This window comes from Delftia sp. HK171, from assembly GCF_001886655.1.
GTDB lineage: Bacteria > Pseudomonadota > Gammaproteobacteria > Burkholderiales > Burkholderiaceae_C > Comamonas > Comamonas acidovorans.
The window spans coordinates 5,458,859-5,484,809 of sequence record NZ_CP018101.1; the positions used below are offsets into that span (position 1 = coordinate 5,458,859).

Below are 25,951 nucleotides of genomic sequence, written 5' to 3' on the forward strand. Positions count from 1 at the left end.
GACCAGTTGTCATGGCTTCTTCACGCCACGGTCATTCATGTAACGTGCAATCGGGGCTTGTCAGACTCCCTGCCCCCACCATGCTGCTGCAAAAAACTGCCAAGGCCCTTGAAGAGCTGCAGCCCGGCCGCCGCAGCCTGCCGCTGCGCGAGCGCTCGGTGCTGCTGATGGCCGATGGCCGCACCGAGGAGCAGTTGCAGCAGGTCCTGGGCGCACAGGCCGGCGAACTGATCGAGCAACTGATCGCCAGCGGCCACCTGCAGCGCCTGACTGGCCAAGCCGCCGCGTCATCGCCCCAGGCCCCTTCCATGGCACCGGCCGCTGCGAAGGAATCCACCCCGCCCGGCCCCGCTGCCACGCTGAATCTTGCCGGCACACGCATGTACCTGTTCGATATGTGCGAGCGCATGTTTGCCAACCGCCATGAGGACAAGGCCCAGGTGCTGCGCCATCTGCTGCGCGAGGCGCGCGATCTTGAGGCACTGCAGGCCGCCGCCCTGCAGTTGCTGCAGACCGTGCAGGAACATGCGGGCGACGAGCGCGCCGATGCCCTGCGCGAGCGCCTGCGGCATCTGCTGCCCCAGGAGGCAGCGACGGCACAGGGCGCCTAGACGGAATCGAAGGGTGGACGCGCGCGCGATCAGCGCGGCGCCAGGCGCCACAGCGAGGTGAGCTCGGCGGCGCGTGCCGCGTGCAGCGGATCGGTGGAGTCCGCAGCCTTTCCATGGCGCGGGCGGATGTCCTCGCGGCCCAGGACCTGGAGGCCTGCGGCATCGATCCAGCCCAGCAGTTCCTCGCGCGAGCGCAACTGCAGGTGCTCGGCCAGATCCGACAGGATCAGCCAGCCTTCGCCGCCCGGCAGCAGATGTGCAGCAAGGTCCTCGACAAAACCGCGCAGCATGCGGCTGCCTTCGTCATAGACGGCCTGCTCCAGCAAGGAACTGGCCTTGCCCGGCAGCCACGGCGGATTGCAGACCACCAAGGCGGCCCGGCCTTCAGGGAACAGGTCCGCCTTGCGCAGGCTCACGCGCTGCGCCAGACCCAGCCGCTGCAGGTTGTCCTGCGCGCAGGCCAGTGCCCGGTCGCTCAGATCAGTGGCCACCACCTGCCGCACGCCACGGTGCAGCAAGAGAGCGGAAAGCACACCCGTGCCCGTGCCGATATCCCAGACCGCGGCATCGGCCTGCTGGGCTGCGGCAGGCAGGGGCGCCTGGGCCACCAGATCCAGGTACTCGCCGCGCACCGGGGAGAACACGCCGTAGTGCGGGTGAATGCTGAACTCCGGCATGCCCGGCACGGCCAGGGCCACGCCCTTCTTGCGCCACTCATGTGCGCCCAGGGCACCCAGCAGTTCACGCAGGGGAACGATCACGCTTTGAGCACCCTGGTCGGCGGGAATCTCGCCCCAGGCTTCGCGACAGGCTTCGCTCCAGTCCGGTGCGCGGCGCAGGGCGCAGTGCCAGCGGGTATCGAGCTCGATCATCACGCTGGACAGGATGCGCGCACGCTGCGCCAGTGCCTGGCGGTGCAGGTGGAAGGCGTGGGGAAAGACCGGCTTGGCGTCTTCCTTGCCGGCGCGGCGATGGCGCGCCTTGGCGGAAGTCTCACGTGCGGGTTTGTCGAGGCGGCGGCCCAGGGCCGACAGCAACTGCCGGGCATTCTGGAAATCGCCGCGCCACAGCATGGCCTGGCCTTCGCAGGCCAGGCGGTAGGCGCTGTCGGCGGCCAGGCTGTCGTCAGCGATGACGATGCGGCGCGGTGCGGTCATGGTGCTGTCCGCGCGCCACAGGGCAACCTGGGTGGCCTCGTGCTCCTGCCACTGCAGCAGGGACCAGTTCTGGGAAGAGGACAAGGCCTGCTGCTCCGTGAGTGATGGGTGGATGGTTTGGCGAATCGATCAGTTCAGTGCGCGCTTGAGCCGCACTTCCTCGATCTTGAGAGCGCCAACCTGGGCCGTCTTGGCGGTGGACATTTCGCGCTTGAAGCCGGCGAGCTCATGGAAGCGCAGCGCGCGTTCATTGCGCAGCGGCACCCACGAGGTGACATTGGTGCAGCCTTCTTCAAGCAGGCCGTCGCGTGCGGCGTCCCACAGGGCCACGCCCACACCCTGATTCCAGTGCGTGGGAGAGGCATAGATGGCCCAAATTTCACCGGTGGTCTGGCGCGACTTTTCATCGCGCGAGCGGTCGAAACCGACGAAGCCGACGATCTTGTCGCCGTCGATGGCAACCTGAACCTGGGGTTCGCAAAATTCGATGGCTTCGCGCCAATAGGCCTGGCGTTTTTCTACCGACGACATGCTCTTGAGCTGGTCATCGGGAACCAGACCGCGATAAGCCTCCATGGCGGAAGCAGTATGGATCTGGGCAATCGCTTTTGCATCGCGGAGAGTGGCTGGACGAACCTGGATACTAGACATGGAAAAACCGAAACGAAAACAGGTGAAAATAGAAGGGCGTGATTTTCACAGGAATCGCGCTTTTTGCGTGCGTTGCGGCTCTTAGCCATGCACGCAAGTACGGCTGTGCTCGTTTTCTTGCCCTCGGCATTGGGATGTGCTATGTGCTCTCCAAAAAAGAGCAGCTGGTTCATGCGACACAAGGCTTGGCAAGGAATCAGTTGACAATTTCTCACGATGCAGGCAAGCCCGGCAACGGTGAGAAATCACCCCCTCGCTCACAGCCAGCGGCGCATCAACTCCATGATGCGGTCGAACCTTGCGCCATAGGGCGGATACAGCATCGAAGCCCCCGACCAGCGCGACTGCACGAACACCGCCTTCTGATGGCTCAGCCGTGCAAAGCCCTGCTCCGAATGGTAGGCACCCCAGCCGCTGTCGCCCACGCCGCCGAAGGGCAGGTTCTCATGGGCGAAGTGCAGCAGGGTGTCGTTGACCGTCACCCCGCCGCTGATGGTGCGTGACAGCACGGCATCACGCACTTTCTCATCGCGGCCGAACCAGTACAGCGCCAGCGGCCTGGGCCCCGCATTGATGGCCGAGACCACGTCATCCAGCCTGTCGTAGCTGATCACGGGCAGGATGGGGCCGAAGATCTCCTCCTGCATGAGCTGCATCTGGCTGGTGGCATTGAAGACCAGGGCCGGCGCCATCTGGCGCTCCACGGCATCGCCCCAGGCCATGTCGGCGCTCTCCTGGCCGGCTCCGCCGTCCTCCATCCATTCGACATGCGCCCCCATGCCCTGGGCCTGGCGCAGCATCTGCCGCAGGCGCGCCAGGTGGCGCTTGGTGAGGATGGCCGCATAGTCCGGATTGCCGGCAAAGCGCGGGAACAGCTGCCGTGCCGCGGTGCGGAAGGCCTCGGCAAACTCCGCCTCCTGCCCGCGCGGCAGCAGCACGTAGTCGGGGGCGATGCAGGTCTGGCCCGCGTTGACGAGCTTGCCATGCGCGATCTTGAGCGCGGCCTCCTTCAGGTCGCAGTCGGTGGAGATGATGCAGGGCGACTTACCACCGAGCTCCAGCGTCGTCGGCGTCAGGTGCGCCGCCGCCGCCTGGGCCACGCGCCGGCCCACGGCAGTCGAGCCGGTGAACAGCAGATGGTCGAAGTGCAAGCCCGAGAACTGCGTGGCAATGCTCACATCGCCTTCGATGACGGCGAATTCCTCGGGCGCGAAAAACTGCCCCACCAGCGCCGCCAGCTGGGCCGATGTGTGCGGCGTGAGTTCGCTGGGCTTGAGCATGACGCGGTTGCCCGCCGCCAGGGCCGTGATGGCCGGCCCCAGCGCCAGCTGCACCGGATAGTTCCACGGGGAAATCACCCCCACCACGCCCAGCGGCTGGCGCTCTATCCAGCCCCGGCCGGGCATGAGCATCAGCGGCGTTCGCACCCGCTGGCGCCCCGACCAGCGCGCCAGATGGCGCAGCGTGTGCTTAAGCAGGTTGCGCAGCACGAACAGCTCCACCATCTCGGTCAGCCGTGGCGAGCGCATGCCGAAGTCGGCCTGCACGGCGGCAGCCAGCACGGGGCCGTGCTCGTCCAGCAGCTTTTGCATGCGCAGCAGGCGTTCGCGGCGTACCAGCAGGGGCACGTCCACCTGCGCCCGGCTGGCCTGGTACTGAAGGTCGAAGACGCGGTGGAGATCCAGCTGGGTCATAGGCTCAATGGTAAGAAGACACTTGCATGCGCCGCATTCCAAGGATGCGGCGCGGCACATGTTGGCATGCAGCGGCAGGAAAAAAAAGGGAGCCTTGCACGGGCTCCCGAGGGTTTCAGACTATACGGGCCGCCACGCGCGGCCTGGGCACGAAGATGCGCAGGCCGCGTAAAGGCTGCAGCAAGACGCTTCAGGGCTCGCGCACTTCACGGGGCTGAACGTCGGTCACCTCGCCCGCACCCGGCAGTACGCCGGCACCGGCGCGGCGACCACCGCCCTCGGCAGCGCCATAGGCGCGCTGCGGACGCTGTGCCATCCACTCGGAGCCGGAGCGGTACACAGTCTGCCAGCCCGCCCGCGGGCTCATGCGCATGGCCCAGGGCATCACCGGCTGGCCGGTGAGCCTGGCCCACAGCGCTCTCACGGCCCAGACCAGGGCCAGCAGCGCCGCGGCGGTCAGCAGGCTGACAAAGAAGACCAGGCCCACAAGCATCAGCAGGATGCGAACGGCCCAGCGGGTCAGGGTGGCGACAAAATCGTTCAAAGCAAAGCCTTTCTTGGCTGGCCCGGTGCGTCAGGCGGGGTCTGCCGCATCGAACCGGAATACGCCCGGCTCCTGTACCGGGTCCACATGTACCGCAATCGTGCTCTTGGGCGGGAAGCGCCCTTCGAGCAGCAGTTTCGACAGCGGATTCTCGATCCGCTGCTGAATCGCGCGCTTGAGCGGCCGGGCCCCGAAAACGGGATCGAAGCCCACCTTGGCCAGTTCGGCCAGTGCCTGGTCGGACACCTGCAGCGCAAGGTCCATTTTCTCCAAACGACGCTCCAGCAGCTTGAGCTGAATCCTTGCGATCGACTCGATATTCTTCGCGTCGAGCGCGTGGAAGACCACGGTTTCGTCGATGCGGTTGAGGAATTCGGGTCGGAAATGGTTCTTGAGTTCCCCCCAGACCGCATCTTTCACATCATCGTAATCCTCGCCGACCATGGCCTGGATCAGCAAAGAGCCTATGTTGCTCGTCATCACGATGACCGTGTTCTTGAAGTCCACGGTGCGGCCCTGGCCATCGGTCAGGCGACCATCGTCCAGCACCTGCAGCAGCACGTTGAACACGTCGGGGTGGGCCTTTTCCACCTCATCGAGCAGCAACACGCTGTAGGGCTTGCGGCGCACGGCCTCGGTCAGGTAACCGCCTTCCTCGTAGCCCACGTAGCCCGGCGGCGCGCCAATCAGGCGGGCCACGGAATGCTTTTCCATGAACTCGCTCATGTCGATGCGCACCAGATGGTCTTCGCTGTCGAACAGGAAGCCGGCCAGCGCCTTGCACAGCTCGGTCTTGCCCACGCCCGTGGGGCCCAGGAACAGGAAGGAGCCGGTGGGCCGGTTGGGATCGGACAGGCCCGAGCGCGAGCGGCGAATGGCATTGGCCACGGCCGAGATGGCCTCGTCCTGGCCGACGACGCGGTCATGCAGCCGGTCTTCCATGCGCAGCAGCTTGTCCTTCTCGCCCTGCATCATCTTGGCCACGGGAATGCCGGTGGCACGGCTGACCACTTCGGCAATTTCCTCGGCGCCGACATGGGTGCGCAGCAGCCTGTGGGCGGGCGCGCCGCCCTGCCCCTGCTCGTTGGCCTGGGCTTCGTTGAGCTGCTTTTCCAGCGAGGGCAGCTTGCCGTACTGCAGCTCGGCCACCTTGTTGAAGTCGCCCTTGCGCTTGAGCTCCTCGATCTGGATGCGGATCTGGTCGATCTCCTTGCGGATCTGCTCGGAGCCCTGGGCGCTGGCCTTCTCGCTCTTCCAGACCTCTTCCAGGTCGGCGTACTCGCGCTCCAGGCTGCCGAGTTCCTCCTCGATCAGTTGCAGGCGCTTTTGCGAGGCCTCGTCCTTTTCCTTCTTCATGGCCTCGCGCTCGATCTTGAGCTGGATCATGCGGCGCTCGAGCTTGTCCATGACCTCGGGCTTGGAGTCGATCTCGATCTTGATCTTGGCCGCCGCCTCGTCGATCAGGTCGATGGCCTTGTCGGGCAGGAAGCGGTCGGTGATGTAGCGGTGGCTCAGTTCGGCCGCAGCCACGATGGCCGGGTCGGTGATGTCCACGCCGTGGTGGGCCTCGTAGCGTACCTGCAGGCCGCGCAGGATGGCGATGGTGTCCTCCACGGAAGGCTCTTCGACCAGCACCTTCTGGAAGCGCCGCTCCAGCGCCGCATCCTTTTCGATGTACTTGCGGTATTCATCGAGCGTGGTCGCGCCGATGCAGTGCAGCTCGCCGCGCGCCAGGGCCGGCTTGAGCATGTTGCCCGCGTCCATGGCGCCATCGGCCTTGCCGGCACCGACCATGGTGTGGATCTCGTCGATGAACAGGATGATGCGGCCCTCTTCCTGGGCCACTTCCTTGAGCACGGACTTCAGGCGTTCCTCGAAGTCGCCACGGTATTTGGCGCCGGCCAGCAGGCCCGCCATGTCCAGCGACAACACGCGCTTGTTCTTGAGGCTTTCGGGCACCTCGCCGGCCACGATGCGCTGGGCCAGGCCCTCGACGATGGCGGTCTTGCCCACGCCGGGCTCGCCGATCAGCACGGGGTTGTTCTTGCTGCGGCGCTGCAGCACCTGGATGGAGCGGCGGATTTCGTCGTCACGCCCGATCACCGGATCGAGCTTGCCGATGCGCGCGCGCTCGGTCAGGTCCATGGTGTATTTCTTGAGGGCCTCGCGCTGGCCTTCGCCTTCGGCGCTGTCCATGGTCTGGCCGCCGCGCACGGCGTTGATGGCCGACTCCAGGCTGGAGCGCGTCACGCCGCTTTCCTTGAGCAGTTGGCCTGCGCGCGTGGAGGAGCCGCTGCTGTCGGTCAGCGCCAGCAGGAACAGCTCGCTGGCAATGAACTGGTCGCCGCGCTTGAGGGCTTCCTTCTCGGTCGCCTGCAGCAGCCGGCCCAGCTCGGAGCCGACCTGCACCTGGTCCTGGTGCTGCACGCGCGGCAGATCGGCCAGGGCCTTCTCGGCCGCGGCCTGCAGCTGGCCCACGTTGGCGCCGGCGCGCTGCAAGAGCGAGCGCGGACCATCGTCCTGGCGCAGCAGCGCCACGAGCAGGTGCAGGGGTTCGATATTGGATTGGTCACCGCCCAGGGCCAGCGTTTGCGCGTCGGCCAGGGCTTCCTGGAACTTGGTTGTCAGTTTGTCGATTCGCATGGTGTTTCTTTTCGCTCCTGAAACAGGGTCATTGCGATTTATCTGATACCGGCAGGGCAAATTTCAAGCCATGCCCGGCCTGCAAGGGCAGACGCTTGCGCCAGATCAAGGCCGGCGAGACCGGCCATCCTTCTCAAGCATTGCGCTGAAAGATCGAGAACTGCGTAGGCGTAACGCCCAAATGCGCCCGGAAGCTGCGCACCAGGTGGCTGGCGCTGGAAAAGCCGCAATCCAGCGCCAGCTCGGCCAACGGCGGCACGTTGCGCGCAGAAAGGGCGCGCCGTGCCTGGGCCAGGCGCTGCTGCAGCACCCATTCGTGCACCGTGCAGCCCATGCTCTGGCGGAACATGCGTGCGAAATGGAATTCGGAGAGGCAGGCCTGTCTCGCCAGTGCCGGCAGCGACACGGCCTTGGAGTCATGCAGATGCGCCTCGACATGGGCCAACACCCTGCGCCGCATGGCCGCAGAAAGCCCGCCCAGCGGCCGCTGCAGCGCCTGCAGCTGGCGCGGCGTGGCGGACTGCAGCACCAGCCGATCCACCAGTTGCTGACCAATGGCATCGGCCGCCAGTTGCTGCTGCGGGTCCTGCCAGTCCAGCTGCATCAGCGCACGGGCACCGGCGTGGAAGGCCTGATCATCCCCGTAGATCTGCGCACGCAAGGTGCGCGAGCGGGGCTCGGCATCCAGCATGCGGACCACGCGCCCCGCCCAGGCCAGGTCGGACACATACAGGTGCAGGAACTGCACGGGCGAGCGCACCAGCCAGTGCGATTCGTCCTCTGGCGTGAAGATGCAGATGCGCCCCGGCGCCCCCATGGCCTCGGGCCGCGCCTTGAGCTGCGAGCCCTCGCCCCCGGCCAGGTAGACCGACAGCGTGTGGTGACCGGGCTGGCAGTAGCGCACCTCGTCGTCCACATTGGCCCAGACGGCCAGCTCCACCCCTTCGCTCAGGCGCACGCGCCGCTGCAGCCGGGCCTTGGAGCGTGACAGCACCTGGCACAGGTGGCTGGAGGGCAGCTCGGGCAGCGGCGTGGGCGTCATGGCAGCGATTGTGGTCCCGCAGCCATACCGACGCATGGCGCCAGGCCATCAAACCGCAGGAATCTGCCATGCCCGCCCAGCCTGCGGCGCCATCATCACCGGCCATGACTGCCACCCTCTATGCCCTGGTCGTGCTGATCTGGGGTTCGACCTGGATCGCCCTGAAGCTGCAGCTGGGCGCCGTGCCCGTGGAGCTGTCCATTGCCTACCGCTTTGCGCTGGCCGCCGTGCTGATGTTCGCCTGGCTGGCCTGGTCGCGGCAGCTGCGCGTGCCCCGCGGCCCGGCGCTGCCGCGCGTGCTGGCGCAGGGCCTGTGCCTGTTCAGCTTCAACTTCGTGTGCTTCATGCATGCCAGCGAGACGCTGGCCAGCGGCCTGGCCGCCGTGGTGTTCTCCAGCGCCAATCTCTGGAACGCGCTGCTGGCGCGCATCATCCACGGCCGCAGGCTGGCTCCCCATGTGCTGGCCGGCAGCCTCTTTGGCCTTGCAGGCCTGGTGGCGCTGTTCTGGCCCGAGCTGCGCGCAGGCCGGCATGCCAGCCTGCCTGGCCTGGCCTGGGCGGTGCTGGGCACGCTGTGCTTTTCCTGCGGGAACATGCTGTCTGCGTCGCTGCAGTCCATGGGCTGGCGGCCCGCACAGACCAATGCCTGGGGCATGCTGGCCGGCACGCTGCTGCTGACCGGCTATGCGCTGGTGGCAGGCCTGCCCTGGCGCTTCGATGCCAGCTGCACCTATGTGGGCTCCTGGCTGTACCTGGCCATTCCAGGCTCGGTGATTGCGTTCACGGCCTACCTGACCCTGGTGGGCCGGCTGGGCCCAGAGAAGGCGGCCTATGCGACGGTGCTGTTCCCCATTGTTGCGCTCAGCATCTCGGCCCTGTTCGAGGGCTATGTCTGGACGCCGCTGGCCGTGGGCGGGCTGCTGCTGGTGATGCTCGGAAACCTGCTGGTGTTCCGCCCGCCGCAATGGTTGCGGGGTGCTGCGCTCAAGGCCTGAAGCCCCGCCGCTTCACTGGCGCCAGCGCGCCAGCGCCTCTTCGTCGCTGACGCGCGCATCCACCCAGCGCGCGCCCTCGGGCGTCTGTTCCTTCTTCCAGAAAGGCGCCAGCGACTTGAGGTAGTCCATGATGTATTCGCAGGCCTGGAAGGCCATGCCCCGGTGCGAGGCGGTGACGGCCACGAGCACGATCTGTTCCATGGGCTGCAGCGGACCGATGCGGTGGATGACGCGCGCGCCATGGATGCCGAAGCGCTGGACCGCCTCGTCGATGATGGCCTCGATGGATTTCTCGGTCATGCCCGGGTAGTGCTCCAGCTCCATGCTGGCCACGGCGGCGCCCTCGTTGCGGTCACGCACCGTGCCGATGAAGCTGCAGACCGCGCCCACGCGCGCGTCGCCACCGCGCAGGGCGGCGAGTTCGGCCGATACGTCGAAATCCTCGGTCTGGATGGATACACGGGCTGCTTGCATGCCCGCATTGTCGCAGGCGGCGGCGCACCAGGGTGTGATGAACGCGGTAGCATTGCCCTCCCCCGCCGCCGGCCTTTTGCTGCAGCGGGCCATGCATGGCCACACTCACGATCACCACCCCCGAATACACGCTCTACCCGTCGCCGCGCAACGAGCAGCGCGTGGTCTACGAGCATCAGCTGTTCGTGTCCCATCCCTACACCATCATCCATCTGCCCGACTACAACTTTCGCGGCAAGGCCACGCTGTTCGCAGCCCACCGCCTGGCCGACGGCAAGATGGGCCAGCTCGTGAGCTGCGAGCTGGCCGAAGACCTTGCACGCTTCGAGCGCCTGTTTGAACCCGATTGAGGCGCGCCATGGACGAGACCAGCCAGATACAGCCGCCGCCGAGCTTTGCCGCCCTGTATGCCGACCGGCACGGCCGGCTCAAGGCATCGATTGCAGACGTGGTCGGGCGCTATGAATTGTGCGAGGACCTGGCCAGCCACCTGGTCGAGCAGGCGCAGACGCTCTATCACTCCGGCAACTCCTCGGAGCAAGGCGTGCTGCTGGGCATGCACGCGGGCCTGGCGGCCGAGGGCTCCATCGTCAGCCCTGGCGAGGCGCGCTGGATCGTGCAGCGCCTGGCCGAGCTGCTGGAGTGGCAGGCACCGCTGCTGCCCGATGCATCACCCCCTCCCGGCGCCGACGGCGCAGCCTGAAGGCCACCCGCCACCCCTCACCCAGGCGCTCAGGCGCTCAGGCGCTCAGGCGCTCAGGCGCTCAGGCACGCTACACTGCGCGCCATGCCTGCAATCTTTGCCTTCCCCACATGCCACGGTGATGCCGTGCGCCTGTGCCTGGGCAAAGCCTGCAAACCCCAGCTCGTCTGACCGGAGCTGAGGTTCCGTCCAGATGAGCGACGGAACCGGCCCGGCAGCCTCCATCTCCCCTTCCCGCATCCCTTCAGGCGCCTGCCTTTCCGCCCTCGGTCTGGCCGGTGGCTGCGTCCGGTCGTTCATTGTTTGAATCACCCGAAGGGATCTTCCATGTCTTTGCCTTCCACCACCTCGCCGCAAGCCCGATTCCAGGGGCTGTGGCTTCCGCTGGTCACGCCCTTTCTTCCTGGAGATGAGGCGGCGGTGGACCACGGGGCGCTGCGCGCCCTTGTGCAGCACTACAACGCCAGCGGCATCGCCGGCTATGTGGCCTGCGGCTCGACCGCCGAGGCCGCCGCGCTGAGCGAAGCGGAGCACGATGCCGCCCTGTCCACCATCCTCTCAGCGGCCCAGGGCATGCCCGTGGTCATGGGCGTTTCGGACTGCCACCTGGGGCATGCGCTGGCCCGTGTCCAGGCACTGAACGCCCTGCCGCTGGCCGGCATTCTGGTGCCCGCGCCGCATTACATACGCCCGTCGCAGGCAGGCCTGCTGCAGTGGTTCACGGCGATTGCCGAGCGCAGCGCCCATCCGGTCATCGTCTACGACATTCCCTACCGCACCGGCGTGGTGCTGGAGCTGGCCACGCTGCGTGCGCTGGCCGCACATGAGCGCATCGTGGCCATCAAGGATTGCGGGGGCGATGCCGCCAAGACCCAGGCACTGATCGCCGATGGGCAACTGCAGGTGCTGGCCGGCGAAGACGCGCAGATCTTTTCCACGCTGGCCCTGGGCGGTGCGGGAGCGATTGCTGCCAGCGCGCACGCGCATACACGGCACTTCGTCGAGTTGATGCAATGCCTGGAGCGCGGCGACCTGCCCGCTGCCCGTGCGCTGTGGCAGCCGCTGCAGCCGCACATCGCCGCCTGCTTTGCCGAGCCCAATCCCGCACCCATCAAGGCCTTGCTGGCGCAGCAGGGCCGAATGCGGGCAACGCTGCGGGCGCCCATGCAGCCGGCATCGGCCGCGCTGGCGCAGCGGCTGGCCGGGATTCAGCTGCCGCTGCTGCCGTCTGCAGATGGTGCTGCCGAGCGCAGGTCGGCATAGCGGTTCAGGATGCGTTGCACCTGACCGTGCGTCCACTCGCCGCCCCGGGCCGCGGCAATGCCGCGGGCATTGAGTTCGGCAGCCATGGCGCGGTGCGTCAGGCCGCGCGCCTGCAGTTCGGCGAACAGCGCCTCATGCTGCTGGGCGAAGGCATCGGCCGTGGATTTGCGCTTTTCCACGGTGGCGCGCAGGTTGTCTGCGCCTGCGCGGCCCAGTTGCACGCCGCGCGCCTTGGCTTCGGACAGGGCCTTGCGCGTGCGTGCACTGATGGCCTGGTCCACGGGCTTGTCGAAGGTCATTTGGGTCAACCTCCGGTCACGGGAGGGAAGAAAGCCACCTCGTCCCCCTGGCGAATGGCGGCACCGGCATCGCACAGGACCTGGTTCAGCGCCATGCGCACGGCCTTGCCAGGGGCCAGCGCTTCGGCGGCTGCACCGCCACGCGCAATCAGTTCTTCACGCAGCGCGCCCACGGTGGCTGCCTCGGTTGACAGGGTTTCGCTGCCCGTGCCCAGGGCTTCGCGGATGGAGGCGAAATAGCGCACGGTGATGGCGATGGGGACGGCCTGGCTCATGACAGCAGCTCCGAAAAGGCGATGAAGCGCACCCGGTCGCCCGGCGCAATGGCCTGGCCCGGCGGATTGTCCACCACGCCATCGCCCCAGGCCGCCGAGGTCAGCACGCCCGAACTCTGGTTGCGGAACAGCTCCAGCCCGCCGCTGTCGTTGTAGCGCACGCGCAGGAATTCGCGGCGCTTGTCCCCGCGCGGCCAATGGAAGTCGGCGCGCACCTCGACCGAGCGCGGCAGCGCCTGCTGCACGCCCTGCAGGCGCAGCACGAAGGGGCGTACCAGCAAAAGGAAGGTGACGAAGCTGGAGACAGGGTTGCCGGGCAGGCCGATGAAGTGGGCAAAGCCTTCGCCATCGCGGTTCACGCGGCCATAGGCGAAGGGCTTGCCGGGCTTGACCGCGATCTGCCAGAGGTCGAGCTGGCCCAGCGCCTGCACGGCGGGCTTGACATGGTCTTCTTCGCCGACAGACACCCCGCCGCTGGTCAGGATCAGGTCATGCGCGCGGGCCGCCTCGCGCAGAGCATCCACAGTGGCTTCGCGCCGGTCGGGGACGATGCCGAAGTCGGTGACCTCGCAGCCCATGCGCTGCAGCAGGGCGCGAAGGAAGAATCGGTTGCTGTTGTAGATGCTGCCGGGCGGCATCTGCTCGGGCGCCACGGTGCCCGGCATGACCAGCTCGTCGCCTGTGGAGAACAGGGCCACGCGCGGCTTGCGTGCCACGCGCAAAGAGGCCAGGCCGATGCTGGCCGCCAGGCCCAGCTCGGCCGGCGACAGGCGCGTGCCGGCCGCGATGACGGTGGCGCCGCGCCGGATGTCTTCGCCCGAGCGGCGTATCCATTGCCCGGCCTCGGGCCGCGCCTTGATGCGCACGCGGCCGTCTTCCAGGACTTCGCAGTCTTCCTGCATGACGATGGCATCGGCACCTTCGGGCACCGGAGCGCCCGTGAAGATGCGCGCCACCATGCCCACGCCCAGCGGCTGGCCCATGGCGCCTGCGGGGATGCGCTGCGAGACGGGCAGCTCGGCATTGCCCTGGGTGCATTCGGCGCTGCGCACGGCGTAGCCGTCCATGGCGCTGTTGTCCTGGGGCGGCACTTGCAGCGGAGAGACGGCATCGGCCAGCAGCACACGGCCATCGGCATCGAAGCTGTCCACGGTGTCATCGCCGGCCAGCGGCAGTGCCTGGGCCAGCAATTCGGCCAGCGCTTCGTCAAGGGGCTTGAGCGGGGCTCGCATGGTGTTTTCCTAATTTCGAGGGAGGCCTGGGGCACGGTAGCGCAGTTGCTGCGCATGCTCCAGCAGCCATTGCAGTATCTGCCCTGGCGCATTGAGATCGAGCACGGGCTGGCGCGGCGGCTCTGGCAGGCGCTGCGGTGCGTCGGTGGCAATGGCCAGCACATGGGGGTCGTGCGGATACAGGGGCGCCTGGGTCTTGCCGGCGCTGGCGCGCTCGGGCTGGTCGCGCCAGATCTCTATCTTGGGCAGGTCGGCGTGCTTGAAGCCTTCGACCAGCACCCAATCCACGCGCGGATCGAGTTCGGCCAGCATGTCGTGCACCGACAGCTCCGTGGGACGGGGGAATTCGCGCATCAGCGCCAGACGGCGATCCGAGGCCAGCACCACTTCATAGGCGCCCGCCTTGCGGTGGCGCCAGCTGTCCTTGCCCTCGTGATCGACATCGAAATGGTGGTGGGCATGCTTGACCACCGAAACGCTGAGCCCCTGCGCACGCATCAGCGTGATCAGGGGCTCCACCAGGCTGGTCTTGCCCGAGCCCGAGTAGCCGGCGAAGCCTATGACCTTCATCGCCATGCACTCCTGCTGCGGACCTTTGGGCAGCCCGGCTGCCGCATCAGTCGCAATGCCGGGCGATATAGGCCTTGACCTGCTCGGCGTCGGCCGGCAAGTCGGTCACGCGCTTGGGCAGGTCCTCGATGCCTTCGAACTTGGCCGGGCGATCGGGCAGGCGGCCCAGGGCCTCCTCGATGGTGGCGGCGAACTTGATGGGCAGTGCCGTCTCCAGCACGATCATGGGCACGCCGGACTGCAGCTGCTCGCGCGCCACCTTGACGCCGTCGGCCGTATGCGTATCGATCATGGTACCGAAGCGCTCGAAGGTATCGCGGATGGTGGCCAGGCGGTCGGCATGCGTGCTCTTGCCGCTGACGAAGCCGTAGCGGGCAGCAGCTTCCTGGAACAGCGGATTGCCGCCCAGGTCGAAGCGGCCCTGGCGTGCCACGCCCTCGGCGAACAATTCGCGCGTGGCCTGGCCATCGCGGCCCAGCAGGTCGAACACGAAGCGCTCGAAGTTGCTGGCCTTGGAGATGTCCATCGAGGGGCTCGATGTCTCGTAGGTATGTTCGCTGCCGCGCACCACGTAGGCGCCCGTGCGGAAGAACTCGTCGAGCACGTCGTTCTCGTTGGTTGCCACCACCAGGCGCGCTATCGGCAGGCCCATCTGGCGCGCCACGTGGCCGGCGCAGATGTTGCCGAAGTTGCCGCTGGGCACCGTGAAGCTGACCTTCTGGTCATTGCTCTGCGTGGCCTGCAGGTAACCGGCGAAGTAGTAGACGACCTGGGCCAGCAGGCGGGCCCAGTTGATCGAGTTGACCGTGCCGATCTTGTACTTCGCCTTGAAGGCGTGGTCGTTGGAGACGGCCTTGACGATGTCCTGGCAGTCGTCGAACACGCCCTCGATGGCGATGTTGTGGATGTTGGCGTCCTGCAGGCTGAACATCTGGGCCTGCTGGAAGGGGCTCATGCGGCCGCGCGGGCTGGTCATGAACACGCGCACGCCCTTTTTGCCGCGCATGGCGTACTCGGCCGCGCTGCCGGTATCGCCGCTGGTGGCGCCCAGGATGTTCAGTTCCTCGCCACGGCGGCCCAGTTCGTACTCGAACAGGTTGCCGAGCAGCTGCATGGCCATGTCCTTGAAGGCCAGCGTGGGGCCGTTGGACAGGGCTTCGAGCCACAAGCCGTCTTCCAGCTGGCGCAGCGGCGTGATCTCGGCCGTGCCGAACACCTGCTGCGTATAGGTCTTGGCGCACAGGGCGCGCAGATCCTCGGCCGGGATGTCGTCGATGTACAGGCTCAGGATCTCGAAGGCCAGCGCCGCGTAGCCCTGCTCCTTGTAGATGCTGCGCAGCTCGCCCAGGCGGGCGGCATCGATCTGCGGATAGTGCTCGGGCAGGTACAGCCCGCCATCGGGCGCCAGGCCCTCGAGCAGGATGTCGCAAAAGCGCTTGCGGTCCGCGTGGCCGCGCGTGGAAAGATAAAGCATGTCGCTTCCTCGTCAGTATTCTGTGAGACGGGGCGCGGCCGATGCCAGGGATGCCGAGCAAGGGCCGCCCCGCAGCGAGGGCGTCGTCCCCCTCCCGCGTGCGAGAGAGGAGGAAGCGGCGCAGCCGCTCAGGGGGTGTCTTAGTTCAACTCTTCCTTGCGGATGCGGTTGATAGGAGCCAGCACCGTGGGCAGTTGCTGGATCTGGGCCAGAGCCGTGTCCATATCGCCTTCGCGCGTGGCATGGGTCAGGATGATCAGGTCGGTCTGCGGCACGCCCTGGCTACCTTCGCTGTCGCCGCTCACTTCGCCGGCCTCCCGCTGCAGCAGGGCGTCGATGCTGATGCCCATGCCCGCGAGGATGCTGGTGATCTTGGCCAGCACACCGGCTTCGTCGGCCACGCGGATGCGCAGGTAGTAGCTGGTGACCACCTCGCTCATGGGCAGCACGGGCAGCTCGCCACCTGCGGCGACCAGCGTGTTCGACTGGAAGGCCAGCGGGGGCACGCGGTGCTCGGGATCGGCCGTGTGCAGGCGGGCGATGTCCACCAGATCGGCGATCACGGCGCTGGCCGTGGGCTCGGAGCCCGCACCCTTGCCGTAGTACAGCGTGGTGCCAACGGCATCGCCATGGACGACGACGGCGTTCATCGCGCCTTCCACGTTCGCGATCAGGCGCTTGGTCGGCACCAGGCTGGGGTGCACGCGCAGCTCGATGCCCTTGTCCGTGCGCTTGGTGATGCCCAGCAGCTTGATGCGGTAGCCCAGTTGCTCGGCGTACTTGATGTCGGCCGCAGACAGCTTGGTGATGCCTTCCACATGCGCCTTGTCGAACTGCACGGGAATGCCGAAGGCGATGGCGCTCATCAGCGTGACCTTGTGGGCGGCGTCCACGCCTTCGATGTCGAAGGTCGGATCGGCTTCGGCATAGCCCAGGCGCTGGGCTTCCTTGAGCACCACGTCGAAGTCCAGGCCCTTGTCGCGCATTTCGGACAGGATGAAGTTGGTCGTGCCGTTGATGATGCCGGCCACCCACTGGATCTGGTTGGCCGTCAGGCCTTCGCGCAGCGCCTTGATGATGGGGATGCCACCGGCCACGGCCGCTTCGTAGGCCACCATCACGCCCTTCTCGGCGGCGGCCTTGAAGATTTCGCTGCCATGCACGGCCAGCAGGGCCTTGTTGGCCGTGACCACATGCTTGCCGGCGGCAATGGCTTCCAGCACCAGGGCCTTGGCAATGCCGTAGCCGCCGATCAGCTCGATCACCACGTCGATCTCGGGGTTGGCGATGATCTCGCGCGCATCGCCGACCACCTTGGCCGTGTCGCCCACGACGGAGCGGGCGCGTTCCGTATCCAGGTCGGCCACCATGGCAATCTCAATACCGCGGCCCGCACGGCGGCGGATCTCTTCCTGATTGCGCTGCAGCACGTTGAAGGTGCCGCTGCCCACGGTGCCAATGCCCAGAAGGCCTACTTGGATCGGTTTCATAAACTACTTGCCAGTCAAAAAACGCTGCGGCGCCCAGAGGGTGCGCGCCGGCAGCCGGTAAAAAGCAATGGCCGGCGGAAGGCCCTCTCCTCCACCGGCCCGCACAGCTCAGCCGCGGTCCGTGCCGTGGCGCTTGCGGTATTTCTCGAGGAACACTGCGAGACGGCGGATGGCCTCGCGCAGGTCGGTGTCGTGCGGCAGGAAGACGATGCGGAAATGGTCGGGGTGCGGCCAGTTGAAGCCTGTTCCCTGCACCAGCATGACCTTGGTCTCTTGCAGCACTTCCAGGAAGAACGCCTGGTCATCCTTGATCGGGTAGATCTCGGGGTCCAGGCGCGGGAACATGTACAGCGCGGCTTGCGGCTTGACGCAGCTCACGCCGGGGATTTCGGTGATCAGCTTGTGGGCCAGATCGCGCTGCACGCGCAGCCGGCCGCCCTCCTGCACCAGCTCGTCGATACTCTGGTGGCCGCCCAGCGCCGTCTGCACGGCCCATTGGCCGGGCACATTGGCGCACAGGCGCATGTTGGAGAGCATGTTCAGGCCCTCGATATAGTCCCGGGCCGCCTTCTTGTCGCCCGAGACCACCATCCAGCCGGCGCGGTAGCCGCAGCTGCGGTAGGCCTTGGACAGCGAGTTGAAGGTCAGCGTCAGCACATCGGTGGACAGGCTGGCGAGCGGCGTGTGCACGACATCGTCGTACAGCACCTTGTCATAGACCTCGTCGGCAAAGATAACCAGCCCATGCTCGCGGGCCAGCGCCACGATGCTTTGCAGCAGCTGCTTGCTGTACAGGGCGCCCGTCGGGTTGTTGGGATTGATGACGACGATGCCCTTGGTGCGCGGCGTGATCTTGGCGCGGATATCTTCCAGGTCGGGCATCCAGCCATTGGACTCGTCACACATATAGTGCACGGGCGTGCCGCCCGACAGGCTGGTGACGGCAGTCCACAGCGGATAGTCGGGCGCCGGCAGCAGCATCTCGTCGCCGTCGTCCAGCAGCGCGTTCGTGGCCAGGCTGATCAGCTCGGATGCACCATTGCCCAGGTAGATATCGTCCAGCGTCACGCCCAGGATGCCCTGGCGCTGGGTCTCGTGCATCACGGCCTTGCGCGCTGCGAATATGCCCTTGCTGTCCGAGTAGCCTGCCGAATTGGGCAGGTTGCGGATCATGTCCTGCTGCACTTCCTCGGGGGCATCGAAGCCGAACACGGCCAGGTTGCCGATATTGAGCTTGATGATCTTCTGCCCGTCCTCTTCCATCTTCTTCGCCGCGTCCATGATGGGCCCGCGGATGTCATAACAGACGTTGGCTAGTTTTGCGGATTTGAGAACGGTTTTCATGCTGAGAATATGAAAGTGGCCGGCGCGGGCTTGCGGCCTTCATGCACGCCAAAGTGCCCCATGCACCCTGGTGAAACCTATAATTTGACCACAGTTCCGCAATGCAGCATCGCCCTGGCCCCGGCCATGTGGCGGCCACCCCCTTCGCGCAGACCGCGCCACCCTCATCCATGAAATTCCACGCCGACAAATCCGAAGCACAGAGCATCACGGGCTATGGCCCCGGCTGGGTCGCCGTGGACAGGGAAAAATTCGAGCACAGCCTGCTGGTAGGCGCCAAGGGCCTGCGCCAAGCCTGGGACTGCGTCCGCTTCGAGGACCTGACGCCCGAGCATTTCGAGGCGCTGTCCCAACTGGATGCCGAGGTCATCATCCTGGGCAGCGGCCAGCGCAACCGCTTCCCGCCGGCGGCCTGGCTGCGCCCCCTCATGGCCCGGCGCATAGGCCTGGAAAGCATGGACACGCAGGCCGCGTGTCGCACCTACAACATCCTTGCCAGCGAAGGCCGTAACGTCGTCGCGGCCCTACTCTTGGAGTAGACTCCTGCCCCCCTGATTGGGTGAAATCCCGTTTTCAGGGTAAAATTGCAGGTTGCGGTTGGGGGCATTTCCGATAAAAGCAAAAACACAAACACGGCCCTCGGCATTTCAACGACTACACCCGAGAGATATAAGCGCATGGCGATCGTTGTCAACAAACCCCTTCCCGAATTTGAAGCCAACGCTACCGGCGGGATCAAGGTGACCAACACCTCCCACACGGGCCAGATTCTGATCCTGTATTTCTACCCAAAGGACAATACGCCTGGCTGCACCACTGAAGCCATGCAGTTCCGCGACAAGTACAAGGACTTCGTGAAAGCTGGTGCCACCGTGTTTGGCGTCTCGCGCGACAACATGAAGTCGCACGACGACTTCAAGGAAAAGCTGGAACTGCCGTTCGAGCTCATCGCCGACACGGAAGAAAAGATGTGCCACATGTTCGGCGTGGTCAAGAACAAGATCATGTACGGCAAGAAGGTGAAGGGCATCGAGCGTTCCACCTTCCTGGTGGGCACCGATGGTCTGCTGGTGCAGGAATGGCGCGGCCTGAAGGTCCCCGGTCACGTTGACGAGGTGCTCAAGGCTGTCAAGACCCTGAAGGCACTGAAGCAGGCCGCCTGATAGCGACAATCTGACAGGCGACAAAGCGCCGGCCGACATATTCAGGCCATCAGCCTATGCATAATGGGACGATGCCTCTTAGCAAAGACGCTTTTCCCTGTCACCCCACCAAAGCCGCCTCGGTTTCCAGGCGGCTTTGTGCTTTTTGATACCTGTTGAGGAACGGTTCGTCCACTATGCCCCTGCCCCCCGCACCCGGCCGCCGTGCCGCCAAGCTCTCCCCCGAAGCCTTTCTTCCCGTGCGCGGTGCCCAGCACGCAGACCCCCTGCCCGCTGACGATCTTCCCGATGCAGCCGAGGCCGTAGCTGCCGCCGCGACGCGCAAGCGCAAGCCGGCCCCAGCCGCCGCCTCCAACAACACCGCTACAACTGCAAAGCCCGCACCGGCGCGCGGCCGCAACACCAAGCCCGCATCACCGGCACCAGCTCCTGCGCCCGCGACTGCGGCCCCTGCCAATCGGCAGCGCCGCGCAACTGACAATTCCAACGCAACGGCAGCGCCGTCCAGCGCCCGCTCGGCAAAAAGGTCCTCCACTGAAGCCAAGCCGGCAGCACTGCTGGCAGCACCGGTTCGCCCGCGCCGCACTCGCACAGGGCCGAAGACGCTGTTCGTGCTCGACACCAACGTGCTGCTGCACGACCCGACCAGCCTGTTCCGCTTCGAGGAACACGACATCTTCCTGCCCATGGTGGTGCTGGAAGAACTCGACGGACACAAGAAGGGCATGACCGAAGTGGCGCGCAACGGCCGCCAGGTCAGCCGCACGCTGGATTCGCTGGTCGCCTCCCAGCCCTCCGAAACGCTGGACAAGGGCCTGCCGCTGAATGCCACGGGCCAGCGCAGCGCCACGGGCATGCTGTATTTCCAGACGGAACCGCTGGAGACCTCGCTGCCCGACAGCCTGCCCCAGGGCAAGGCGGACAACCAGATCCTGGGCGTGGTCGCCGCGCTGCGCAAGAAGTTCAGCGAGCGCGAAGTCGTGCTGGTGTCCAAGGACATCAACATGCGCGTCAAGGCACGCGCGCTGGGCCTGGCGGCCGAGGACTACCAGAACGACAAGGTACTGGACGACGGCGACCTGCTGTACGCAGGCGCCCTGGCCCTGCCCCAGGACTTCTGGGCCAAGGCGGGCAAGAACGTCGAGAGCTGGCAGGAAGGCGCCATCACCTACTACCGCATCAGCGGCGCCATCGTCGACCAGCTGATGATCAACCAGTTCGTCTACCACGAGGCTCCGGGCGAGCCCAGCCTGTTCATGCGCGTGACCGAGATCCGCGACAAGACGGCCGTGCTCAAGACGCTCAAGGACTTCGGCAATCCCAAGTACGCCGTCTGGGGCGTCACGGCGCGCAACCGCGAGCAGAACTTCGCGATGAACCTGCTGATGAACCCGGACATCGACCTGGTCACGCTGACCGGCACGGCCGGCACCGGCAAGACCCTGCTGGCCCTGGCCGCCGGCCTGTCCCAGGTGCTGGACGACCGCCGCTACACCGAGATCATCATGACGCGCGCCACGGTGAGCGTGGGCGAGGACATCGGCTTCCTGCCCGGCACCGAGGAAGAGAAGATGGGCCCCTGGATGGGCGCCCTCGACGACAACCTCGAATTCCTGGCCAAGGGCGATGGCGGCAATGCCGGCGAATGGGGCCGCGCGGCCACCAATGAGCTGATCCGCAGCCGCATCAAGATCAAGAGCATGAACTTCATGCGCGGCCGCACCTTCCTGAACAAGTACGTCATCATCGACGAGGCCCAGAACCTGACGCCCAAGCAGATGAAGACCCTGATCACGCGCGCCGGCCCCGGCACCAAGATCATCTGCATGGGCAATCTGGCGCAGATCGATACGCCCTACCTGACCGAAGGCTCCTCGGGCCTGACCTACGCCGTGGACCGCTTCAAGGGCTGGCCGCACAGCGGCCACATCACGCTGGCGCGCGGCGAGCGTTCACGCCTGGCAGACTTCGCCAGCGAGGTGCTCTAAGCCATGGCGATCAGCTGGATCACCGCGTTGAAGCTGGTGCCCTGGGGCGATGTCATCGAGGCCACGCCCCTGGTCGTCAAGGCCGCCAAGAACCTGCTGCGCAAGAAGGACGCTGCGCAGGAGCTCGATGCACAGCAGCCTGCGGCCGTCGAGCCGCTGGCACCGCCGCGCTCGGCTGGCGAACAGGCGCTGCAGCTGATCCAGGCCCAGGACGCACGCATCGTGCAACTGGAACAATCCCAGCGCCAGTCGCTGGAGTTGATCGAAAAGCTGGCGGAGCAGAACGCCCAGATCGTGGCCACCGTGGGCGCGCTGCGCACGGGCGCCCAGCGGCTGGCCTGGGCATGCGCCATCCTTGGCGTCTGCGTGGCGGGCCTGCTGATCCAGGTCTGGCGCATGTAGATCGCCAACCACCCAAAGCAAACGGCCCCTCGGGGCCGTTTTTCATTGCGGGCACAAAGCCGGGGTATTCCGGTCAGTACTCGTCGCCGCCACCGTAGCCCACAGCCAGGTTCTCGAAGCGCGTCTGGTTCTTCTGGAAGAACACCTTCACCGTTCCCGTGGGACCGTTACGCTGCTTGCCGATGATGACTTCGGCAATGTTCGGCTCCTTGCTGTCCTTGTTGTAGTAGTCATCACGGTAGATGAACATGATGATGTCGGCATCCTGCTCGATGGCACCCGACTCGCGCAGGTCGGACATCATGGGACGCTTGTCGGTGCGCTGCTCCACCGAGCGGTTGAGCTGGGACAGGGCAATCACCGGGCACTGCAGTTCCTTGGCCAGCATTTTCAGGCCCCGCGAAATCTCGCCCAGCTCGGTCGCACGGTTGTCGGAACTGGCAGCCGAACCCGAGCCGCTCATCAGCTGCAAATAGTCCACCACGATCAGGCCCAGCTTGCCGCAGGTGCGCGCCAGGCGCCGCGCATTGGCGCGCAGTTCCGTGGGGGACAGGCCTGGCGTCTCGTCGATGTGAAGGGATACCGTGCGCAGCCGCTCGATGGCTTCCGTCAGGCGCGGCCACTCGTCGTCGTTGAGCTTGCCCGTGCGCAGATTGCCCTGGTTGACGCGACCGATGGAGCCGACGATACGAACCGCCAGCTGGGCCGCGCCCATTTCCATGGAGAAAATGGCGACCGGCAGGCCCTCGTTGAGCGCCACATGCTCGGCGATATTCACCGCAAACGAGGTCTTGCCCATCGAGGGACGGGCAGCCAGCACCACCAGGTCACCGGCCTGCAAGCCGCTGGTCATGCGGTCCAGATCGACGAAACCCGTGGGCACGCCGGTCACGTCCATGGGGTTGTCAGCCATCTCCTGAACACGGTCCAGCAAGTCCACCACCAGCGTGTCGAGCGACTGAAAGCCCTGCTTGTTGCGCGCACCCTCCTCGCCGATGGCCAGGATCTTCTGCTCGGCCTCGTCCAGGATGCGATCGACCGTCTTGCCCTGCGGATTGAAGGCATTGGTGGCGATGTCGTCGCTGGCGGTCACCAGTTTGCGCAGGATGGAGCGCTCCCGCACGATCTCCGCATAGCGCCGGATGTTGGTGGCGCTGGGCACGTACTGCGCCAGCTGGTTCAGGTACAGCAGGCCGCCGATTTCCTCGGCCTTGCCCATGCTCTGCAAATGCTCGTAGACCGTGATCACGTCGGCCGGCTTGCTGCCGTTGATCAGCTTGCCGATGGCCTCGTAGATCAGCTTGTGCTCATGGCGGTAGAAATCACCATCCACCAGCAGATCACCAACACGCTCCCAGGCGTTGTTGTCCAGCAGCAGCCCCCCTAGAACGCTGGACTCGGACTCCATCGAATGCGGCGGCACGCGCAACTGGGCCACCTGCTGGTCGCCAGCAGGCAGCGGTGCGAACGCATCATCGAGATCGAGCGGGGGCATTACGGACGACATGGAATTCCTGGAGATGAGCCCGCCATCGTAGCGGCTGGCAAAAGGCCGCGCCACCCGGCGTCATAACCCTGGCACGGCAAAGCAAAAAGCCGCCCTAAGGCGGCTTTTTGGTGATACGGGACAAGCCCCGGATCAGGAGTGGTCGCCGTAGACCGACACCGTCACTTCGACGCTGACGTCGGTGTGCAGTGCCACGACCACGGTGGCGTCGCCCACGGTCTTGATGGGACCGTTGACCAGGCGAACTTGCGACTTGGCAACGGCAAAGCCGGCCTTGGTCAGTTCTTCGGCGATGTCGGCGTTGGTCACCGAGCCGAACAGGCGGCCGTCAACGCCAGCCTTCTGGGTCAGCTTGACGTTTGCGCCGTTGAGCTTTTCGCCCAGTTGCTGAGCAGCAGCCAGCTTTTCAGCCGCTTGCTTTTCCAGTTCGACGCGCTTGGCTTCGAACTCGGCCTTGGCGGAAGCCGTGGCACGACGGGCAGCGCCCGTGGGGATCAGGAAGTTGCGGGCGTAGCCGTCTTTGACCTTGACGATGTCGCCGAGGCCACCGAGGTTCACAACCTTGTCGAGCAGAATGACTTGCATGGTTGTATTCCTTAGATCTTGTGCTGGTCAGAGTAAGGAACCAGAGCCAGGAAGCGGGCGCGCTTGATGGCCGTGTTCAGCTGACGCTGGTAGATGGCGCGCGTGCCGGTCAGGCGAGCGGGCACGATCTTGCCGTTTTCACCGATGAAGTCACGCAGGGTGTCCACATCCTTGTAGTCGATTTCTTCGACGCCGGCGACGGTGAAGCGGCAGAAGCGCTTGCGCTTGAACAGCAGCGACTGCGTGTTGCGCTTGGGGCGCTTGTCCTTGTTGAATTTCTTGAACGTGGCCATTTCTGGACCTCTTGAAAATTAGTTTTGTTGAATGTCCTGGATGTGGAAAACCAGCAATTTGCCGTTGCGGGGCGTTGCCAGGAAGCCTTGGAACTTCCACTGGCTGCCGAGCGCCTGGCGGGCCAGCTTTTCAGCCAGCGCGCCAAAGGCCACCGCCTTGACAGATGCCGTCACGCTGCGTTCGCTTCCTGCTTCCTTTTGCCGCGACGCGTGTTCGAGTCGCAGTTCAAGGGCGGGCAGCCCTGCCGGCGTGTAGCGCAGTGCTTGAAGCTCTGCGATGGCGGCCGTCAGTGCAACGTGGTTCTCCACTCCTTCAGGTTCTGAAAGGGCTGGGCTCAGGCCTGTTCGGTCTGGCTGGCCTTGCGGGCTTCTTCACGCTCGACGGTCTTCATCATCGAGGAAGGCGCAGTGTCGGCCTTCTTCTTCTGAACCGTCAGGTGACGCAGCACGGCATCGTTGAACTTGAAGGCATGCTCCAGCTCAGCCATCACAGCCTGGTCGGCTTCGATGTTCAGGCACAGGTAGTGGGCCTTGGCGAGCTTGTTGATCATGTAAGCCAGTTGGCGACGGCCCCAGTCTTCTTCGCGATGGACCTTGCCACCGCCAGCGGTGATCATGCCCTTGTAGCGTTCCAGCATGGCGGGAACCTGCTCGCTCTGATCCGGGTGGATCAACAAAACGATTTCGTAATGACGCATATCGACTCCTTTTGGGAAAACGCCGCCCACTGCGTCTTGTAGCGGTGCGGCAAGGCAAAGCATTGGATTCTAGCGCAGCCCTCTTCCATCTGTACACTCCGCACTGTCCGAGACCCCGGATTCGTGTGGGGCTTTTGCCCCTTCGCCCGGCTTTTGCCCCCACCGTGTGCACCTGCAGTGCGCATGCACAGGCACAAAGCCCTTGAAAATACACCGATCCGCTCGCATCTCGATTCAAGATCGTGCAATCGCCAAGCCTGGCCTCCAGCGCGGCGATCTTTTTGTTTTGTAGCTGAAGTCTCCATCCATGTCCGAACAAAACTCCAACCCCTTTCAAGACGCAGCCCCGGAAGAAATCGAAGCCGCCATGGCGGCCAACGCCGCCGACGAGCTGCAGCGCCTGCAGGCCGAGCTGGCCGAACTCAAGGCCAAGAGCGCCGAGCTGGCCGACCAGTTCCTGCGCGCCAAGGCCGAGGCAGAGAATGTGCGCCGCCGCGCGGAAGACGAAGTCTCCAAGGCCCGCAAGTTCAGCATCGAGAGCTTTGCCGAAAGCCTGCTGCCCGTCTGCGACAGCCTGGATGCCGCACTGGCCATCCAGCAGGCCACGCCAGAGCAGCTGCGCGAAGGCGCCGACGCCACGCTGCGCCAGCTGACCTCGGCCCTGGAGCGCAACAAGGTCGTGACCATCAACCCGGCAGCCGGCGAGAAATTCGACCCCAACCTGCACCAGGCCATCAGCATGGTGCCTGCCCAGCAGGAAGCCAACACCGTGGTGTCGGTGCTGCAAAAGGGCTACCTGATTGCCGACCGTATCCTGCGCCCGGCCCTCGTGACCGTGGCCCAGCCCCAGTAAG

General features: G+C 65.6%; 29 protein-coding genes. 10 read left to right on the forward strand and 19 right to left on the reverse strand.

Going from position 1 to position 25,951, the window contains the following annotated elements; translation table 11 throughout:
* Nucleotides 1–80 precede the first annotated feature (80 nt).
* Nucleotides 81–611 (forward strand): hypothetical protein, encoded by a 531-nt coding sequence (locus BO996_RS24375; RefSeq protein ID WP_071956616.1) that lies wholly within the window; start codon nt 81–83, stop codon nt 609–611.
* A 29-nt stretch (nt 612–640) separates the two neighbouring features.
* On the opposite strand, the gene BO996_RS24380 is transcribed toward BO996_RS24375, so the two are convergent.
* From BO996_RS24380 to BO996_RS24405, 6 genes are all read right to left on the reverse strand, one after another.
* Entirely contained in the window at nt 641–1,852 is a 1,212-nt protein-coding gene (locus BO996_RS24380; RefSeq protein ID WP_071956617.1) for a N5-glutamine methyltransferase family protein, read from the reverse strand.
* Nucleotides 1,853–1,897: 45 nt separating this feature from the next.
* Nucleotides 1,898–2,419, reverse strand: a complete 522-nt coding sequence (locus BO996_RS24385; protein WP_013801040.1) for a GNAT family N-acetyltransferase — start codon at nt 2,417–2,419, stop codon at nt 1,898–1,900.
* 257 nt (nt 2,420–2,676) lie between these two features.
* Nucleotides 2,677–4,113 carry a coniferyl aldehyde dehydrogenase gene (locus BO996_RS24390; protein ID WP_232240417.1) on the reverse strand — a complete coding sequence of 479 codons (1,437 nt, stop codon included), beginning with the start codon at nt 4,111–4,113 and terminating at the stop codon, nt 2,677–2,679.
* Nucleotides 4,114–4,303: 190 nt separating this feature from the next.
* Nucleotides 4,304–4,657 (reverse strand): hypothetical protein, encoded by a 354-nt coding sequence (locus BO996_RS24395; RefSeq protein ID WP_012207005.1) that lies wholly within the window; start codon nt 4,655–4,657, stop codon nt 4,304–4,306.
* A gap of 30 nt (nt 4,658–4,687) precedes the next feature.
* Nucleotides 4,688–7,300 (reverse strand): ATP-dependent chaperone ClpB, encoded by a 2,613-nt coding sequence (gene clpB, locus BO996_RS24400; protein ID WP_034396613.1) that lies wholly within the window; start codon nt 7,298–7,300, stop codon nt 4,688–4,690.
* A gap of 133 nt (nt 7,301–7,433) precedes the next feature.
* Nucleotides 7,434–8,342: an AraC family transcriptional regulator gene (locus tag BO996_RS24405; protein WP_071956619.1), complete on the reverse strand. Its 909-nt coding sequence runs from the start codon at nt 8,340–8,342 to the stop codon at nt 7,434–7,436.
* A 68-nt stretch (nt 8,343–8,410) separates the two neighbouring features.
* On the opposite strand from BO996_RS24405, the gene BO996_RS24410 reads away from it, so the two are divergent.
* Entirely contained in the window at nt 8,411–9,337 is a 927-nt protein-coding gene (locus tag BO996_RS24410) for a DMT family transporter (RefSeq protein ID WP_013801037.1), read from the forward strand.
* A 12-nt stretch (nt 9,338–9,349) separates the two neighbouring features.
* On the opposite strand, the gene BO996_RS24415 is transcribed toward BO996_RS24410, so the two are convergent.
* On the reverse strand, nt 9,350–9,811 hold the full coding sequence (locus BO996_RS24415; protein WP_013801036.1) for a molybdenum cofactor biosynthesis protein MoaE: 462 nt from the start codon (nt 9,809–9,811) through the stop codon (nt 9,350–9,352).
* 95 nt (nt 9,812–9,906) lie between these two features.
* Here BO996_RS24415 and BO996_RS24420 point away from each other — a divergent pair, with 95 nt between their 5' ends.
* From BO996_RS24420 to dapA, 3 genes are all read left to right on the forward strand, one after another.
* Nucleotides 9,907–10,161: a hypothetical protein gene (locus tag BO996_RS24420; RefSeq protein ID WP_012207010.1), complete on the forward strand. Its 255-nt coding sequence runs from the start codon at nt 9,907–9,909 to the stop codon at nt 10,159–10,161.
* 8 nt (nt 10,162–10,169) lie between these two features.
* Entirely contained in the window at nt 10,170–10,514 is a 345-nt protein-coding gene (locus BO996_RS24425; RefSeq protein ID WP_012207011.1) for a hypothetical protein, read from the forward strand.
* A 327-nt stretch (nt 10,515–10,841) separates the two neighbouring features.
* Nucleotides 10,842–11,777: a 4-hydroxy-tetrahydrodipicolinate synthase gene (gene dapA / locus BO996_RS24435; protein WP_071956621.1), complete on the forward strand. Its 936-nt coding sequence runs from the start codon at nt 10,842–10,844 to the stop codon at nt 11,775–11,777.
* Here the strand turns inward: dapA and BO996_RS24440 are convergent.
* The 7 genes from BO996_RS24440 to BO996_RS24470 all read right to left on the reverse strand — a co-directional run bounded on the left by BO996_RS24440 (nt 11,723) and on the right by BO996_RS24470 (nt 18,461).
* A complete protein-coding gene (locus tag BO996_RS24440; protein WP_071956622.1) occupies nt 11,723–12,076 on the reverse strand; it encodes a recombinase family protein in 354 nt (117 codons plus the stop codon). The genes dapA and BO996_RS24440 overlap by 55 nt on opposite strands.
* A gap of 5 nt (nt 12,077–12,081) precedes the next feature.
* Nucleotides 12,082–12,351, reverse strand: a complete 270-nt coding sequence (moaD, locus tag BO996_RS24445; protein ID WP_071956623.1) for a molybdopterin converting factor subunit 1 — start codon at nt 12,349–12,351, stop codon at nt 12,082–12,084.
* The gene (locus BO996_RS24450) at nt 12,348–13,583 is read right to left on the reverse strand and encodes a molybdopterin molybdotransferase MoeA (RefSeq protein WP_071956624.1); all 1,236 of its coding nucleotides are present in this window, start codon (nt 13,581–13,583) and stop codon (nt 12,348–12,350) included. Before BO996_RS24450 ends, moaD begins: the two co-directional genes overlap by 4 nt.
* Nucleotides 13,584–13,592: 9 nt before the next feature.
* A complete protein-coding gene (gene mobB / locus BO996_RS24455) occupies nt 13,593–14,153 on the reverse strand; it encodes a molybdopterin-guanine dinucleotide biosynthesis protein B (RefSeq protein WP_034396637.1) in 561 nt (186 codons plus the stop codon).
* Nucleotides 14,154–14,199: 46 nt separating this feature from the next.
* On the reverse strand, nt 14,200–15,627 hold the full coding sequence (gene thrC / locus BO996_RS24460; RefSeq protein ID WP_071956625.1) for a threonine synthase: 1,428 nt from the start codon (nt 15,625–15,627) through the stop codon (nt 14,200–14,202).
* 140 nt (nt 15,628–15,767) lie between these two features.
* On the reverse strand, nt 15,768–17,117 hold the full coding sequence (locus BO996_RS24465; RefSeq protein ID WP_012207018.1) for a homoserine dehydrogenase: 1,350 nt from the start codon (nt 17,115–17,117) through the stop codon (nt 15,768–15,770).
* Nucleotides 17,118–17,225: 108 nt separating this feature from the next.
* Nucleotides 17,226–18,461 (reverse strand): pyridoxal phosphate-dependent aminotransferase, encoded by a 1,236-nt coding sequence (locus tag BO996_RS24470; RefSeq protein ID WP_012207019.1) that lies wholly within the window; start codon nt 18,459–18,461, stop codon nt 17,226–17,228.
* A 170-nt stretch (nt 18,462–18,631) separates the two neighbouring features.
* Between BO996_RS24470 and BO996_RS24475 the strand changes: the two genes are divergently transcribed.
* From BO996_RS24475 to BO996_RS24490, 4 genes are all read left to right on the forward strand, one after another.
* Nucleotides 18,632–19,000 (forward strand): Mth938-like domain-containing protein, encoded by a 369-nt coding sequence (locus BO996_RS24475; RefSeq protein WP_012207020.1) that lies wholly within the window; start codon nt 18,632–18,634, stop codon nt 18,998–19,000.
* A gap of 138 nt (nt 19,001–19,138) precedes the next feature.
* Nucleotides 19,139–19,624 (forward strand): peroxiredoxin, encoded by a 486-nt coding sequence (locus BO996_RS24480; RefSeq protein ID WP_013801026.1) that lies wholly within the window; start codon nt 19,139–19,141, stop codon nt 19,622–19,624.
* 176 nt (nt 19,625–19,800) lie between these two features.
* Nucleotides 19,801–21,612 (forward strand): PhoH family protein, encoded by a 1,812-nt coding sequence (locus BO996_RS24485; RefSeq protein ID WP_043819268.1) that lies wholly within the window; start codon nt 19,801–19,803, stop codon nt 21,610–21,612.
* A 3-nt stretch (nt 21,613–21,615) separates the two neighbouring features.
* Nucleotides 21,616–22,014, forward strand: a complete 399-nt coding sequence (locus BO996_RS24490; protein WP_071956626.1) for a hypothetical protein — start codon at nt 21,616–21,618, stop codon at nt 22,012–22,014.
* 73 nt (nt 22,015–22,087) lie between these two features.
* On the opposite strand, the gene dnaB is transcribed toward BO996_RS24490, so the two are convergent.
* The 5 genes from dnaB to rpsF form a co-directional block, all read right to left on the reverse strand.
* Nucleotides 22,088–23,521, reverse strand: coding sequence for a replicative DNA helicase (gene dnaB, locus BO996_RS24495; protein WP_012207024.1), 1,434 nt, complete (start codon nt 23,519–23,521; stop codon nt 22,088–22,090).
* 132 nt (nt 23,522–23,653) lie between these two features.
* Entirely contained in the window at nt 23,654–24,106 is a 453-nt protein-coding gene (gene rplI, locus BO996_RS24500) for a 50S ribosomal protein L9 (RefSeq protein ID WP_013801023.1), read from the reverse strand.
* An 11-nt stretch (nt 24,107–24,117) separates the two neighbouring features.
* Nucleotides 24,118–24,399, reverse strand: a complete 282-nt coding sequence (gene rpsR, locus BO996_RS24505) for a 30S ribosomal protein S18 (protein ID WP_012207026.1) — start codon at nt 24,397–24,399, stop codon at nt 24,118–24,120.
* 18 nt (nt 24,400–24,417) lie between these two features.
* A complete protein-coding gene (gene priB, locus BO996_RS24510) occupies nt 24,418–24,708 on the reverse strand; it encodes a primosomal replication protein N (RefSeq protein WP_012207027.1) in 291 nt (96 codons plus the stop codon).
* A gap of 26 nt (nt 24,709–24,734) precedes the next feature.
* On the reverse strand, nt 24,735–25,097 hold the full coding sequence (rpsF, locus tag BO996_RS24515; RefSeq protein WP_012207028.1) for a 30S ribosomal protein S6: 363 nt from the start codon (nt 25,095–25,097) through the stop codon (nt 24,735–24,737).
* Between the two features lie 307 nt (nt 25,098–25,404).
* Between rpsF and grpE the strand changes: the two genes are divergently transcribed.
* Complete coding sequence (gene grpE / locus BO996_RS24520) at nt 25,405–25,950, forward strand: nucleotide exchange factor GrpE (protein WP_013801022.1); 546 nt, start codon at nt 25,405–25,407, stop codon at nt 25,948–25,950.
* Nucleotide 25,951: the final 1 nt, after the last annotated feature.

Bases quoted from the DNA above. Each gene is read 5' to 3' on its own strand.
- BO996_RS24375 (WP_071956616.1), top strand. From the start codon at position 81: ATGCTGCTGCAAAAAACTGCCAAGGCCCTTGAAGAGCTGCAGCCCGGC.
- BO996_RS24385 (WP_013801040.1), bottom strand. From the start codon at position 2,419: ATGTCTAGTATCCAGGTTCGTCCAGCCACTCTCCGCGATGCAAAAGCG.
- BO996_RS24390 (WP_232240417.1), bottom strand. From the start codon at position 4,113: ATGACCCAGCTGGATCTCCACCGCGTCTTCGACCTTCAGTACCAGGCC.
- clpB (WP_034396613.1), bottom strand. From the start codon at position 7,300: ATGCGAATCGACAAACTGACAACCAAGTTCCAGGAAGCCCTGGCCGAC.
- BO996_RS24405 (WP_071956619.1), bottom strand. From the start codon at position 8,342: ATGACGCCCACGCCGCTGCCCGAGCTGCCCTCCAGCCACCTGTGCCAG.
- BO996_RS24410 (WP_013801037.1), top strand. From the start codon at position 8,411: ATGCCCGCCCAGCCTGCGGCGCCATCATCACCGGCCATGACTGCCACC.
- BO996_RS24415 (WP_013801036.1), bottom strand. From the start codon at position 9,811: ATGCAAGCAGCCCGTGTATCCATCCAGACCGAGGATTTCGACGTATCG.
- BO996_RS24420 (WP_012207010.1), top strand. From the start codon at position 9,907: ATGGCCACACTCACGATCACCACCCCCGAATACACGCTCTACCCGTCG.
- BO996_RS24425 (WP_012207011.1), top strand. From the start codon at position 10,170: ATGGACGAGACCAGCCAGATACAGCCGCCGCCGAGCTTTGCCGCCCTG.
- dapA (WP_071956621.1), top strand. From the start codon at position 10,842: ATGTCTTTGCCTTCCACCACCTCGCCGCAAGCCCGATTCCAGGGGCTG.
- BO996_RS24440 (WP_071956622.1), bottom strand. From the start codon at position 12,076: ATGACCTTCGACAAGCCCGTGGACCAGGCCATCAGTGCACGCACGCGC.
- moaD (WP_071956623.1), bottom strand. From the start codon at position 12,351: ATGAGCCAGGCCGTCCCCATCGCCATCACCGTGCGCTATTTCGCCTCC.
- BO996_RS24450 (WP_071956624.1), bottom strand. From the start codon at position 13,583: ATGCGAGCCCCGCTCAAGCCCCTTGACGAAGCGCTGGCCGAATTGCTG.
- mobB (WP_034396637.1), bottom strand. From the start codon at position 14,153: ATGAAGGTCATAGGCTTCGCCGGCTACTCGGGCTCGGGCAAGACCAGC.
- thrC (WP_071956625.1), bottom strand. From the start codon at position 15,627: ATGCTTTATCTTTCCACGCGCGGCCACGCGGACCGCAAGCGCTTTTGC.
- BO996_RS24465 (WP_012207018.1), bottom strand. From the start codon at position 17,117: ATGAAACCGATCCAAGTAGGCCTTCTGGGCATTGGCACCGTGGGCAGC.
- BO996_RS24470 (WP_012207019.1), bottom strand. From the start codon at position 18,461: ATGAAAACCGTTCTCAAATCCGCAAAACTAGCCAACGTCTGTTATGAC.
- BO996_RS24475 (WP_012207020.1), top strand. From the start codon at position 18,632: ATGAAATTCCACGCCGACAAATCCGAAGCACAGAGCATCACGGGCTAT.
- BO996_RS24480 (WP_013801026.1), top strand. From the start codon at position 19,139: ATGGCGATCGTTGTCAACAAACCCCTTCCCGAATTTGAAGCCAACGCT.
- BO996_RS24485 (WP_043819268.1), top strand. From the start codon at position 19,801: ATGCCCCTGCCCCCCGCACCCGGCCGCCGTGCCGCCAAGCTCTCCCCC.
- BO996_RS24490 (WP_071956626.1), top strand. From the start codon at position 21,616: ATGGCGATCAGCTGGATCACCGCGTTGAAGCTGGTGCCCTGGGGCGAT.
- dnaB (WP_012207024.1), bottom strand. From the start codon at position 23,521: ATGTCGTCCGTAATGCCCCCGCTCGATCTCGATGATGCGTTCGCACCG.
- rplI (WP_013801023.1), bottom strand. From the start codon at position 24,106: ATGCAAGTCATTCTGCTCGACAAGGTTGTGAACCTCGGTGGCCTCGGC.
- rpsR (WP_012207026.1), bottom strand. From the start codon at position 24,399: ATGGCCACGTTCAAGAAATTCAACAAGGACAAGCGCCCCAAGCGCAAC.
- rpsF (WP_012207028.1), bottom strand. From the start codon at position 25,097: ATGCGTCATTACGAAATCGTTTTGTTGATCCACCCGGATCAGAGCGAG.
- grpE (WP_013801022.1), top strand. From the start codon at position 25,405: ATGTCCGAACAAAACTCCAACCCCTTTCAAGACGCAGCCCCGGAAGAA.